This window comes from Candidatus Gracilibacteria bacterium, from assembly GCA_028687475.1.
Lineage (GTDB): Bacteria > Patescibacteriota > Gracilibacteria > BD1-5 > UBA2023 > STC-74.
Genome location: JAQUAB010000004.1, coordinates 110,556 through 124,784, shown reverse-complemented (window position 1 = coordinate 124,784; position 14,229 = coordinate 110,556). Strand labels below are relative to the sequence as shown.

General features: G+C 41.5%; 8 protein-coding genes, 4 tRNA genes and 2 rRNA genes. 5 read left to right on the top strand and 9 right to left on the bottom strand.

All coding sequences use genetic code 25. From position 1 onward, the window contains the following. The 6 genes from PHY14_04785 to ruvA all read right to left on the bottom strand — a co-directional run. Positions 1-2,019: ribosomal RNA gene (locus PHY14_04785) — 23S ribosomal RNA — on the bottom strand; the annotation flags it as partial. Positions 2,020-2,292: 273 nt separating this feature from the next. Further along, positions 2,293-3,766 (bottom strand): 16S ribosomal RNA (locus PHY14_04780). A gap of 590 nt (positions 3,767-4,356) precedes the next feature. Continuing rightward, positions 4,357-4,432, bottom strand: a tRNA-Ile gene (locus PHY14_04775). Between the two features lie 346 nt (positions 4,433-4,778). Next, positions 4,779-4,866: transfer RNA gene (locus tag PHY14_04770), tRNA-Ser, on the bottom strand. 34 nt (positions 4,867-4,900) lie between these two features. Next, entirely contained in the window at positions 4,901-5,695 is a 795-nt protein-coding gene (locus PHY14_04765; GenBank protein MDD2694206.1) for a hypothetical protein, read from the bottom strand. A 1-nt stretch (position 5,696) separates the two neighbouring features. Continuing rightward, positions 5,697-6,275 (bottom strand): Holliday junction branch migration protein RuvA, encoded by a 579-nt coding sequence (gene ruvA / locus PHY14_04760; protein ID MDD2694205.1) that lies wholly within the window; start codon positions 6,273-6,275, stop codon positions 5,697-5,699. A 61-nt stretch (positions 6,276-6,336) separates the two neighbouring features. On the opposite strand from ruvA, the gene earP reads away from it, so the two are divergent. The 5 genes from earP (at position 6,337) to PHY14_04735 (ending at position 12,149) form a co-directional block, all read left to right on the top strand. Then, positions 6,337-7,347 carry an elongation factor P maturation arginine rhamnosyltransferase EarP gene (gene earP, locus PHY14_04755; GenBank protein ID MDD2694204.1) on the top strand — a complete coding sequence of 337 codons (1,011 nt, stop codon included), beginning with the start codon at positions 6,337-6,339 and terminating at the stop codon, positions 7,345-7,347. A 210-nt stretch (positions 7,348-7,557) separates the two neighbouring features. Continuing rightward, positions 7,558-7,632, top strand: a tRNA-Met gene (locus tag PHY14_04750). An 84-nt stretch (positions 7,633-7,716) separates the two neighbouring features. Then, a tRNA-Met gene (locus PHY14_04745) sits at positions 7,717-7,793 on the top strand. Between the two features lie 135 nt (positions 7,794-7,928). Then, a complete protein-coding gene (locus tag PHY14_04740) occupies positions 7,929-8,111 on the top strand; it encodes a hypothetical protein (protein ID MDD2694203.1) in 183 nt (60 codons plus the stop codon). Between the two features lie 99 nt (positions 8,112-8,210). Then, positions 8,211-12,149 carry a hypothetical protein gene (locus tag PHY14_04735; GenBank protein MDD2694202.1) on the top strand — a complete coding sequence of 1,313 codons (3,939 nt, stop codon included), beginning with the start codon at positions 8,211-8,213 and terminating at the stop codon, positions 12,147-12,149. 2 nt (positions 12,150-12,151) lie between these two features. Here PHY14_04735 and PHY14_04730 read toward each other — a convergent pair whose 3' ends face one another. The 3 genes from PHY14_04730 to PHY14_04720 are packed head-to-tail and all read right to left on the bottom strand — an operon-like array spanning position 12,152 to position 14,147. Beyond that, a complete protein-coding gene (locus PHY14_04730; protein ID MDD2694201.1) occupies positions 12,152-12,532 on the bottom strand; it encodes a YraN family protein in 381 nt (126 codons plus the stop codon). A gap of 53 nt (positions 12,533-12,585) precedes the next feature. Next, a complete protein-coding gene (gene galU / locus PHY14_04725) occupies positions 12,586-13,470 on the bottom strand; it encodes a UTP--glucose-1-phosphate uridylyltransferase GalU (GenBank protein ID MDD2694200.1) in 885 nt (294 codons plus the stop codon). A gap of 35 nt (positions 13,471-13,505) precedes the next feature. Beyond that, positions 13,506-14,147, bottom strand: coding sequence for a hypothetical protein (locus PHY14_04720; protein ID MDD2694199.1), 642 nt, complete (start codon positions 14,145-14,147; stop codon positions 13,506-13,508). Between the last annotated feature and the right edge of the window lie 82 nt (positions 14,148-14,229).

The following is a 14,229-nucleotide window of genomic DNA, read 5'->3' as shown; positions in this document are numbered from 1 at the left end:
GGAACTTACCCGACAAGGAATTTCGCTACCTTAGGACCGTTATAGTTACGGCCGTCGTTCACCAGGACTTAAGTTCAGAGCTTGCACCCCTCCCCGTAATCTTCTGGCACCGGACAGGCATCACCCCGTATACATCATCTTGCGATTTAGCACGGAGCTGTGTTTTTGGTAAACAGTCGCCTGGACTCGTTAGCTGCGGCCTCTCAGTAAAATACTGAGGAGGCAGGTCTTATCCCGAAGTTACGACCGCTGTTTTGCAGAGTTCCTTAAGCTTAGTTATCCCGTCCACCTTAATGTACTCACATCCACCCACGAGTGTTCGATTTCGGTACGGTTACTTATGATCGTCCCAGAGTGGCTTTTCTCGGCACCCTTGTATTGTAGGAACATAGTAGACGCCCCCGAAGGTTTGCTTTCTATGCAATTATAACACTCCTGTATTGTTATGCGGATTTACCTACATAACCAGAAGCGAAACTCTTCACGGTAATTCATGACCGTGTCCAATACTCTTGATGCGTCCCCACATAGGTAATAACCTTTCATAAGTAGTTCTGGAATATTAACCAGATATCCATCGGGTAACGCCTTTCGGCTGCCCCTTAGGACCGACTCACCCTGCCACGACTGACGTAGGACAGGAAACCTTGGGTATTCGGTGTGGAGGGTTTTCACCTCCATTACGTTACTCATACCAACATTTGCACTTCCCATACCTCCACAGTTGGTTATCCAACTGCTTCACAGGCCTAGGGAACGCTCCGCTACCGATCATATAAAATATAATCTTCCGTCTTCGGTGTATAACTTAAGCCCCGCTGAATTTTCGGCGCACAATCACTCGACCAGTGAGCTATTACGCACTCTTTGAATGAGTGGCTGCTTCTAAGCCAACATCCTGGCTGTCTTAGTAATCGCACATCCTTTTCCACTGAGTTATAACTTAGGGACCTTAGACAGGAATCTGGGCTGTTTCCCTTTTGACAATGGCGCTTATCCGTCACTGTCCGACTCCATATTATTCACGCCGAGAGTATTCGAAGTTTATCAAGATTTGCTAAGTCGGAATAGACCCGCTAGTCTTATCAGAGCCCTACCCCTCTCGGTTACTAATATGGGCTATACCTAAATATATTTCGCGGAGAACCAGCTATCTCCCGGCTCGATTAGCTTTTCACTCCTACTCACAGCTCATCCAGTGGACTTGCAGCTCCAATTGGTTCGGACCTCCAGTAAGTGTTACCTCACCTTCATCCTGGCCATGAGTAGCTCGCACGGGTTTCGGGTCTACTATACGTGACTAAATCGCCCTATTCAGACTTGGTTTCCCTTCGGCTCCGGCTGTATCTGCCTTAACCTTGCCACGTATACGTAAGTCGTTGGTTCCTTCTCCAAAAGGCACGTCGTCACTCCGAAGAGCTCCGACTCTTTGTAGGCACAAAGTTTCAGGATCTATTTCACTCCCCTCCCGGGGTTCTTTTAACCTTTCCTTCACAGTACTTGTTCACTATCGATCTCATACACTATTTAGCCTTAGATCGTGGTCGACCTGAATTCACACCGGATTTCACGTGTCCGATGCTACTTAAGAGTATGTCGCACCCGCTAGAGAGTAATTTCAAATACAGGGCTGTAACCTTCTTTGGCTGTCCTTTCCAGAACATTTTTCTGTTATCTCTATGGAGTGTCATTATTTGAGCTTTCTGATGACATATCTTGTGACCCCCCTACGGCAACGGGCTCATCCTTGGCACCGTAGAGGTTTGGGCTGTTCCGATTTCGCTCGTCACTACTTTCGGAATCTCAATTGATTTCTTTTCCCTGCTTACTAAGATATTTCAATTCGGCAGGTGTCCATTGCATATCGCAATTATAGAGATGTCTCTATAGGGTTCCCCCATTCGGAAATCCTGGGCTGTAACGCGTCGTAGCAGCTTACCCAGGCTTATCGCAGCTTTGTGCGTCCTTCATCGGATGTATGAGTCAAGGCATCCACTTTGTGCCGTAATTGTATTTATACAAAAGATGTATCATCCTTGCGGATGAAACATTGTGCTTTTTATTCTCGCTTGTACATTTATGTTGTTGGTATGAATGGATTTTTGAATACAAATTTGGTGGAAACAGAATTACTTTTTCCATTTTAGAAATGGAGAAAAATAAAATTACAATGTTTCTTTTTAAAATTATAGTTTCTAGAATAACATTCTATTATTATGAGTGTGTTAAGGTTCATACGAACACTTATCATTCCATACACCAGAAGACGACTTCTTATAATCTCGATTTTGATAAAGAGATAGTCCATCCGCACGTTCTCGTACGGATACCTTGTTACGACTTAACCCCAGTCAGTGTGTTTACCGTGGGCCTCCGTATTGCTCGAAGGACTTCAGGTACGCACACCTCCCATGGTTTGACGGGCGGTGAGTACAAGACCCGGGAACAGATTCACCGTGACATAGCTGATTCACGATTACTAGCAATTCCAACTTCATGGAGTCGAGTTGCAGACTCCAATCTGGACTGAGATCGGCTTTATGGGATTGGCTCCCCCTCGCGGGTTTGCAGCCCTTTGTACCGACCATTGTATCATGTGTGTAGCCCTAGGCATAAGGGCCATGCTGATTTGACGTCATCCACACCTTCCTCTCGATTAACTCGAGCAGTCTCGTTAGACATAATAACTAACGACGTGGGTTGCGCTCGTTAACGGACTTAACCGAACACCTCAAGGCACGAGCTGACGACAACCATGCAGCGCCTGTTTTCAAGTTCCCTTGCGGGCACTCCTCCATTTCTGGTGGATTCTATCAATGTCAAGCCTAGGTGAGGTTCCTCGTTTATTGTCGAATTAAACCACATGATCCACTGCTTGTGCGGGTCCCCGTCTATTCATTTGAGTTTTAATCTTGCGACCGTACTCCTCAGGTGGGATGCTTAATGCGTTAGCTTGAAGCACTGAACCGAAGTCCAACACTTAGCATCCATCGTTTAGGGCGTGGACTACAGGGGTATCTAATCCCTTTTGCTCCCCACGCTTTCGTCTCTCAGTGTCAGTAGTGTTCCAGGAAGCTGCCTTCGCTTTTGGTATTCTGGTAAGTATCAACGGATTGCACCCCTACTCTTACCGTTCTGCTTCCCCCTCCCACACTCTAGTTCCCCAGTTTCCCCCGCAATTCAGGGTTGAGCCCTGAAGTTTCACGGAAAGACTTAAGAAACCACCTACAGACGCTTTACACCCAGTAATTCCGGATAACGCTTGGGGCCTTCGTATTACCGCGGCTGCTGGCACGAAGTTTGCCGCCCCTTATTCCTCTGGTACCGTCATTATCTTCCCAGAGAAAAGAAGTTTACACCAACAAAGGCTTCATCCTTCACGCGGTGTCGCTCCATCAGGCTTTCGCCCATTGTGGAAGATTCCTCACTGCTGCCTCCCGTAGGAGTATGGACCGTGTCTCAGTTCCATTGTGGCTGGCCGTCCTCTCAGACCAGCTACCCGTCATCGCCTTGGTGGGCTATTACCCCGCCAACTAGCTGATAGGCCGCAGACCTTTCCCAGAGCGAATTGCTCCTTTACCCTTTCGGGACCATCCGGTATTACGCTCGATTTCTCGAGGCTATCCCTGACTCTGGGGGAAGTATCAACGTGTTACGCACCCGTTTGCCGCTAAAATAGAGAGCAAGCCCTCTATTCCCGCTCGACTTGCATGTGTTAGGCGCACCGCTAGCGTTCATCCTGAGCTATGATCAAACTCTTTGGAACGTAGCTGCCTACTTCGAAAAGTAGGACTTTTTATTGTTTTGTACGGATTACAAGATTGTTTCTCATAAAAGAAACGATCGTCTTCTTGTATATGGAATGTTAAGGTTCGTTGCCGTTTGAATGAGCCAGTGGCTCGCGGCGACGGGTGAATTTATATGGAAAAGTGTTTGTAAGTCAAAACTATTTTTGACTTTTTTTTCATAAACATATGGTAATCCATTGTAGTAATAGAAATTTTGTATTGCAAAAAGTATTTATTTTGGCATTTTTCTGTGAATTTTCTGCGAAAATTCGTATGTAGCACTCCTATTTCTGGAATACACATGTAAAAAGGAGCTAATATGAGAAAAGGAGTGCGGTTTTGATACAATAAAGTGAACAAAAAGAATCGAAGATACACGCTCAACTCACAATGTTCCATAATTCAAAAAGTGATTACCAAGAAAAAGTAACTCTTACACTTTCATGTGTCTATAGATTCTTGTATACTATTGACTGCGATTCATACATATGAAGATATTCTAAACAATCAACGATTAGTACAAAAAATCCCCCTTTCTTTCGAAAGAGAGATTTTGCCTCATATATAGTGGTGGGCCCACCTGGGATTGAACCAGGGACCAATCGGTTATGAGCCGACTGCTCTAACCACTGAGCTATAGGCCCAAAATATAGAACATTGCAAGGATATTCGAATCTGATTTCGAAGTCCGAATTTTGTACTCCGCGAAATATATGAAAATGATGATGAAAGTCAAGGCTTGATTCTCTTTGAGAAAGAATGCACTTCACCAGAAACGATAAAAGTCCTCCCTAAGGACTTTGTCTGAATCAAATGGCGGATCAAGAACAACCAGAGCTGGTGATAGAAATTTTCGACTTCACCTATCATATAGATAACAGATAGGCTTGCTAGATAAACTTCTTATTTCTGTCTTTGAGAATATACAGTATTAGGAAGCAGTTTTACTATAAAAAACTGCCCCAATATTAGGACAGTTGTATTATTATATGGCGGAGGGACAGAGATTCGAACTCTGGGTACCTTGCGGCACGGCAGTTTTCAAGACTGCTGCATTAAACCACTCTGCCATCCCTCCAGATGCGTGGTAGGGGCAGTATAGGGAAGTGGGTTTATTTGTCAAAATTTTTTTCGAGAATCCTATCGCGAACTTCTTTTCTGCGATCAGCATCATGAAACTTGAGCATATCCTCAGAAATAATAACTCATTCTGGTTGTCCCAATTTCTTATAGGATCTCATGGTACGAGGAAGGAAGAAGAAGCGAACCAGTTTATTAAGTGCTATGTATATTGAGCTTGTTTTTGGTTCGGTCATTCCGTGAGGAATCCCTTTCAGATTCATCTTTAGAGATTTTGGTATATAGTTCTCATAAGTGGAGAAAAAAGGGATTTCTTCGTTTCACTTCGAAATCACAAAGAAAAGATTCTTCTTCTTCTGTTCTTCCGGAATATTCACCCAACTATTCTCTTCCAGAAATGCCTCATAGGTATTATTTCGTACGAGAATTGGCTTCAGATAATATATCCAATTGTAGAGGTATATATCGTTTTTGATGACTATTTTCTCCAGATTCATCGCTTCTGTCGTGATGAAGAACGAGAGACAAAAATTCCCTGCAATATCTTCTCCATGTCGCCAAACTCAGAGTATCCAAAAAACGAAAGTGACAAGAAATCGCACGAGCCAGATATGATGTGGTTTTGTGATAATGAAGAGATCAATGTCAGAATCCGCATGGGTTGCGAACATGGAGAGAGAGTTCCCGACCGCAATCATCTCGATTCCTGGAATCCAAGAGAGTTTGCGTATATATTTCTGTGCACGTTCAACAAGCATTTTTTCGTGCTGATTCGGTTCGGATTTGACCTTCATGATGGCATCAAATTCTTTTTTGTATTGCTGCATGTTATTTGATTTTTTTGATAGCTTCGCGGACTTTTTCTTCGAGAGAAAGATTCGGATCGAGCGTTTGGATAATCTCTTCGACAGCGCTCTTATCATAGCCCATCTGAACGAGTGAGCTGATGAGAGTAATATTATTTTGTGAAAGGGTTTTCTGAGATTTTGATTCTGCACTTTTCGAGAAATTGATAGAACCCTTGAGGTCGACAATGATCTTTTGTGCGGTTTTCTTCCCGATTCCCGGTACGCTCGAGAGTATTGCATCATCTTCGAGATGAATAGCCTTCATAAGTGCTTCGGTGCCGAGCCCGAGAAGGGAGAGTGCTGTTTTGCCTCAGACGCCATTCACTTTATTGAGTTCACGGAACAGTGCACGTTCTTCGAAAGAAGAGAATCCAAAAAGTGATTCACTCACATCCGTCTTATGATGATGTATCCAGAATTGCGAATTTTGCCCTATCACCAGAGAAACGAGAACCGTCGGCGATGCGAAAATATCGAACCCAAAACCAGTTCATTCGATCTGCATGGTGACAGTGATTCCATCGATCATGATGATTTTTCCAGAGAAATATCCGTACATAGAAGAGAAAAAGAAAACAAAACATTTCTTGCATTATATAGATTCACGATAGAATTGCGATATGAAAAAAAATATTGATGTCATTTTCTCGGTGATCGATAATTATGGTGATATGGGATTCACTGCGGAACTCCTGATCGGATTCGAGAAATCCAGTCCAGATATATATCACTTCACGATTTGGACAGATAATATCGATGCCGTAGAGCGATTTTTTGCTCTGAATCAAGAACAACTTCCATCATATTCCATCCAATCTCGACAGGATTTCGGAAAAATGAGAAAATCTCAGTGTGCATTCGCATTGTTCCATGCGCCGATTCCAGATCAGCAGTATTTCGAGCAAAATTCACTGGTACTTCGAGTGGATTATCTCTCTTTCGATCCTGTCTGGAATCAGTATCATGAATCGGAACATATCTCTTCCACTCCTTCTCATCGGGTGATTGAACTCATTCCATCCGTTTTTCCGAACACATGAGGCATTATTTTTCCTGAGCTTTGATCCGATTCTCGTGAGAATCTGGCGTCAGAATTTGGTCTGGATATATCGAAAAAGTGGATCAGTATTTTTGCTTATTCCGATACTCTTCTTTCGGTTTTGGAATTCGATGCTATCCCGGGTGGTACTCAGATTCTTCTCTTTGGTCATACTACATCAGGAAAAATCCGCGAGAAAATCGATTCAGAAAATGTTGTTTTTCTTCCTTTTGTGAATCTGAATATGTTCCATCATCTGATTGCAGAAAGCATATGGAGTATTGTGCGTGGTGAAGTGAGTTTCGTGAGTACGGTTGCCATCGGGAAACCATTTTTCTGGGATATGTACCAGGAAATCGGCGGATTCCATGCGCTTCAGAGCGAACAGTTTCTCGAGTCATTTTCAGCAAATGAAAAATATCGTGATATTCATGCACGACTCAATCGGCAAAAGGAAGGAAGAGTTTTTCTGAGTGAACTTTCGGATTGCATGGAAGAGAGAGAAAACATGCCGACTTTTCCGCTCGAACATACGAACAACCTGATTGTGGAAATAAAAAAATATATTGACAGATTTGATTTTTCCCTATAATCACCAGGCAATCTTCTGTATTACGTGGAATTTATACCGCGGAGTAGAGCAGTCTAACTCGCAACTAGGGCAAATACCTTGAGGTCACCTCAAGAACCAAAATACATCCAAATAATAATTACCATTCCGCGGAGTATAGTCTAGCAAGCCTACAGTGGCCCATAACCTGAGGTTTCCTCAAGGTTTAAGACTTTCTCTCCAAGGTCATATCGCGGAGTAGAGCAGTGGTAGCTCGCAAGGCTCATAACCTTGAGGTCGTGTGTTCGATTCACACCTCCGCAACCATTTTGGACCCCACGACCTTTCGGTCGTACTTGGGTTCGATCACAGTCCGCAACCATTTTTTAGAAAAACCGTTCCAAATTGTCCGCCAATGTAGCTCAGCTGGTTAGAGCACAGGACTCATAACCCTGAGGTCGGCGGTTCGAGCCCGCCCATTGGCACCATTCATGATAATTCCCAAAGAAACTTTTAGATCATTCTGAGAGTTTCTTTTTTGTGAGAAATATGTCAGAAATCAGTTGAGGTTTTGTATAAATTTTATATACTCGAATTCGAGTTACTTCCCAAAAATCCTATTTATGCGTACTATTTTCATTTCCCTTCTTTTCATTTCCCTTCTTTCCAGTTGTACCAAAAGTGTGGATACGCCAAATTCTTCCACCAAATCTCCTCAAACAGTAACTGCCACAGTGGTGGATATGCCAGCTCCAGTATCACAATCGCCTGATTCAGGAGCGGTTATGACACCATCAGTTCAATAATTCCGATAAAAGCACCAAAAAAATCTGCCAAAAGGCGGATTTTTATTTGTATTTTTGCCACTTTTTTGGTAGAATGCAAGGGAAAATAATTATTGTTCTATGTCATCAACTGCTTCAACTAATTCATGAAATATTTCTCCAAGTGGACCTAATACACCAAAGAAAAATACAGGAAAAAATATTGAATCTTTATTTCAGGAGGCTACTCGTGATCGATATGGAAAATTTGATCATACTATTTATAATGCTATAGATGCTGGATGAAGTCGACGAGAAAAAGCAATACAACAGATTCGTGATGCTATGGAAGCAAAATATGATATTGCAGAATATGAATTTAATATGGTGGATATTTCTGAACTTTCAAGTTCAAACATATTGGCATATTTTGCAAAATATTCTCGAAATCTCCAGTCTCTCCGAAAGAACACGCCAACAATTATCGGACGGACATTCGTTCTTTCAGATGAGATTAGTAGGCAAATCCTCGAAGACCTTGATCAATATTCAGAAAAGGAACTCTCAGATATCATAGAAACTCCTGCATCTATAAAACGTTACCTAATTCAACAAATTGGTTTGTCACGTGAAAATATTGAACTTTGGACTCCAAAACTTGATTATTTATTTCCATCAGAAGCCTTTTCTTGAAATCCACAACTTTTAGACAAGGTTACAAAAGCAATAATTAGCTTTAAGAATAATCATGTTCCTTTTGATAGAGGCCTTATATATGAATTAATTCAATATTTTGGTTCAAATTCGGATAAAATGAAGAGGATTGCCGAGGAGTTTCATATCACAATAACCATCAAGAATGCAATCGGTTATGGAATTCTCTCCTATGAGAAGGTTGATATGGCAGTAAAGGAAGAATACAAAGATATCTGGAATGAACTTTCGGAAAAACAACAAAAGGATTTACAACTTCTGATACGTACGGATGATAGTACTCAGTTTTCTATTGATGAGCTCAGTAAAAAATTCTCTATTTCTCTTGATCCCCTCTTCGAGAATAAGGATTTCCAGAGAGAGCTCTTACGAACCATCAAAACTCAATTTACTGAATATCAGGATAATCCTGATAGAGATACCCTTACAACAACTTTTACTGAATTCCTAGAGAAGATTGAAAACAAGAAACTCAAAATACAAATGCACCCTCTCGATCAAGCAAGACAAGGAGCCATCCTTGTATGTCGTGACCGAATAGGTGGACGAATGCGATTTATAAAAATCGAGAAAATAGACCAAGAACTTCCTCCAGCCAATGGTTTCGCAGGATTAACACTGAGTTTTCTCGATGGAACAGAAGATGGTACTATTGGAAGACCAAAAGGAGAAAGCACACTTTCATATGATCTTTTTGAGAAAAAGCTTGAAACTATGGATGAAATCCAGGTGATGTCTGAGGATGACCTTTTTACTCAAGTTAAAAATGGTTTTTTTATAGATGATCTCTGAAGACAAATTACAGATGTGAGTGACAAAGAGAAAAAAGAAAATGAGATCGGCACACTCGAGAATCTTAAATACGAACTTGATAAAATTGATCCTGAAGGGGTAAATATTCCGATTGCACCAGGAATGACATTTATTGCAAAAGGTGATTCAATAGATGGAAAGAAAAAATGAGCACAGTTTACCTTTAAGATTAATACAATCGATGAAATCAATAAGGAAATTATTCTCAGTAATGGTGAAAAATCTACATTCAGGGATTTTCTAGAAACTATCAAATCAGGAATCGATTTTCATCGTATTTATATACTGAATTCAAATGATGATTTTATTAAGGCTCTTTCCGCTTTTGGTGTAAAATCAAGTGCTAAAATCGATGATCATGAACTCAAAGTAGAGGATGAGATTGAGGAAGATGATGGACATGGACATAAACATAAGAAAAAAAAGGAAGTATCTTACGAATATTTCACTACGGATGATGAGAAGACACATATCCGCCTAAAATGAATTGGTGATGAGTTTGTCACTATCTGGGAATACAATCCGTGATCAGACGTAACTCTTGAGAAAATTCTTGAAGCCAAGAGAAATCGCAAACTCTCAAAATCTCAGGAAAAGTGACAATATGTGTTACGAACAATGACAAGAGAGGATTTTCTTGTTTATCTCAAAGAAAATAAACTCAAGGCAACTACAAAAGATCTCCTTGATCCACATGCTGGATATCATCCACATGATCAGCATATGCATACAGAAATGTTCGGTCTTTTCAAAGGATTATCTATAAATGATATTTCAAAAGGTTTCTCAAATATCATTCATTGATTTGAGCACTATTTTGAGAAAAATTCCAAACTCAATGCTTCTCGTTTTGCCCTGAGGATGGGTCGGAAATTCGGATTTCCAGCTGATATCATGGCTCAACTTCAGGCAGATGAAGTAGCTTCGATGAAGGAAGTAATCGAGAAGATTCAAGATAAACTCTACAATCTGAATGGTCCAGTTGCGCGAAACAAAGCTCTCCATATTGCACAACTCAGTTCATCGAGCCCAGAAGAAGTAGGGGCTGCTATGATATACATGGTAAAAAGCTACGGACATCTCTATGCTGAAGACATCGCGCATGCTCAATGAAGTGAATCATTTCTCAATGGTTTTCTCTACTCTCTTGGTTGGAGATGAGAAGATGCTACAATAATGAAACGGGACGCACGCGCAAAATTTCTTGCAGATCTTGGTTCTGGATCTGATGGTGGAGAACCAACGGAAGAGGAGATTCTCTGGGGGCTCTTTAAGATCATTGATGGGAAAGCAGGACGAAAGCCAGGAGAAAAGGGGTATGATCCGAGGTTTGCTAATGCTGGAGCGGTAGTGAAAGCAATGGGTGGTCCAAGTGGCTGGGAAAAGGCATGGCGTACAGAAGGAATCAAGAATGCGTATGATAAGGGTATACGACAAGGATGAGCTGTGGTGAATGCGGAAGGACGTGTAAATAAGTGACTCTCAGCGTTCAAAACATTTGAACTTAATACGGCTATGGGATTCATGGAAAAGGCGGCTGGGAAAACTCCAGATCCTTCAGTTCAAACAGTGGCAGTGATATGGGCACTTGGAGGATACAGTTGATATTGTTCTACTGAAATGAAACAGAAAGTGAAGGGATATGGTGATTCCCAATGACACACGTTTCATGCATATGCATTTCTCCGCAATCAGGAAGATAATGATATCTATACAAAGGTATTCGTTCAAGCGCTTCGTGATATCAATCCTACTGATGCTGATAAAGCTCAAAATGCTATCAATATCATTCGACAGTGACCAAAAAATGATAAGTCAGAAACAAAGGAAGCTTATGAAAAAGCAATTGATGAGCTTGGAAGAATATGGAAAGATAATTATAACTCTGGGCTTCATTCTCATCTACAAGGAAAATCCCCATGGATAGTAAAGGAAATGAATAAAGGAAATGAACATGTTGAAAGATATGCAAAACGATTTGCTGCTATTCATTTAATGAATTCCAGTGAGACACATCCAAGTGATGATAATGCTTGGTGGCTCCAATATGGATATAATAGTAGTGGTATATTTGGTGATAATAAAGGTAATGCTACCAAGGAGCAGGATGGAAAGAAAGTACTTTCTCTAGATGGTACCCTCAATAAACTTCGGATTGATGGATATGAATTTCAGAAAGATGCTCATGATAGGCTTTGGCCAGTAGTGGTTGGTCAATTCAGCACCCTCAAAGAGGAACCAGATGAAGAACTCAGAAAGGCTCAGTACAAACAATATCGAGCTGATCTTATCAATCACTTTCGTCGTATGAGAATCAGTGCTGGCGGTATAGAAGCAGCAGTAAGTGAAGTAAAACGACGAGAATACTACAAAGATATTGTAAATATGGGACTCGATCCGTACGATTTTTTTGTACATACTCCGATCGAACTCAAAGCGGAAGAGAATTATCAATCATGGTTGCGACACACAAGTTCATGAGGAACTCAGACTGAGTCTGTAATGGATTGGGCAAAACAAACGACTCAGAAAAATCTCTGAAAGCGAAAATAGGATTATACCTCCACCCCTCTCACATGCCACAGACGGTGCCCTTCGGTACCGTCTTTTTTCGGCATGATGCCGATGAAGTCGATACGAATCTGGTCTTCGGGAATTCGATGTTTCGAGATATAGAACATCACACTTCTCAGAAGTGTGTGGCGCTTCATTGGTGTGAATGTATCGAGTGGATGTGCATGGGATTCGTCGAAACGATAGCGCACCTCGACAAATACGGTGATTTCTCCATCCTTCGCGATAATATCAATCTCTCCTCCACGAATCGTGTAGTTCATCTCGACAATCGTATATCATTTCTCTTCGAGATATCGCCTGGCAATCTCTTCACCATTATACCCCGTAGCACGTCGAGATGGTTTTTCTATATTTTCCATAGTCTTGAGATAGAAAAATCCTGTCACAAATGAGGACAGGATTTAGAATTCTTTTATTCTTCAGAAGTCTTTATTCTTTTCTTGAGGAATTCCATAATCTGAGGACCGAGATCTTCGCGAGCAAGAGCATAGTCGATCGTTGCCTTCAGGAATCCGAACTTGTCTCCAGTATCATAGCGATCTCATTCCATCTCGAGTCCATAAATGTCTCGATCCTTTACCATGCGGGCGAAAGCATCGGCGAGACGGATTTCTCCGTCTTTGCTTGCTCCTTCGCTGTTATTTTGCAGGTAGTCGAAAACTTCAGGTGTGATGACATACTTTCCGATAACTCCGAGTCGTGATGTTGTTTCTTCGGGTTTTGGTTTTTCGAGAAATTTCGACACTTGATGAATGAGTCCATCACTGTACTTTGCTTCGACAATTCCATAGGAACTGACACGTTTATCTGCGACTTTTTCGAGTGCTATGATGGGTGCATTTTTGCGTTCGAATGCTTCGATGAGCTGTTCGGCTCCTGATTTTTCTCCACGGATAAGGTCATCACCAAAAAGCACAAGACACGGTTCGTTGCCAACAAGCGCACGAGCACGGAGAAGTGCATCACCATCGCCACGAGGAACAGGTTGTCGGACATAGGCAATTCTGGCAAGATTTGAGATTTTTTCTACTTCCGCGAGTTCCTTTACTTTTCCTTTCTCGACCAGTGTCTTTTCGAGTTCGAATGACATGTCGAAATGATCCTCGATCGAACGTTTTCCACGTCCTGTCACGATGATAATGTCAGTGATACCAGCAGAAACTGCTTCTTCGACGAGATATTGAATCACTGGTTTATCAACGATTGGGAGCATTTCTTTTGGTTGAGCTTTGGTCGCAGGAAGAAAGCGGGTTCAGAAACCCGCTGCTGGAATAATACATTTACGAATTTTTTGCATATTTACAAGAAGTAGACCAAAGATAAAACAAATATTTACTGTGGAAGATTCATCATCATTTCGCGACTCTGAAGATTGGATTTACACATATCTTGAAGAGGAGCATCTTGGATTTTCTGACAATCCGCTATAGTTGTTGCTTGATCTGACATCAATACACTGAGCACGCATTCATCTTTTTTATTCGACATCATGCCTGGCATCATCATATCTCCAGAATTCACTTCACCGCTTGCTGTTACACCGATTTTCTCACAGAGAGAAATATCCTTGGTATTGATTGCCTGAGATCGGTAGACAGATTCGACACACTGTTCCTTATAATTTCCTGAAAGTGTATCACATACTGCTGGATCATTTTTCTCATTGGCAAGAGACATAACTATCGCAAAGCGACATCCCTCTTGCTGATCCGCCGTACTGAGTTCCGAACAGAACTCTACTGATTTTGCTGTTTGTGCCAGTTGCATACCAACACTATTGACACACATATTGACAGACGGTGCCATACAATCAGCGAATTCTTGTGTATCTTTGATTTTGTGTGAAGCAGTATCGAGATCAGTTTTATACTGAGCATTCACGGGCGTTCATGAAGATGTCCCGAGAGTTGTTGAACCAATAGTACACGAAGCGAGTACAAAAAGACAAGAAAGTCCAATAAGGAGAGTTTTCATAAACATGAAAGTAAATAAAATATTATGATCGGAATTATATCGAAACCTCTATACTGAGCAAGAAAAGTGTCTTGCTCTTTTT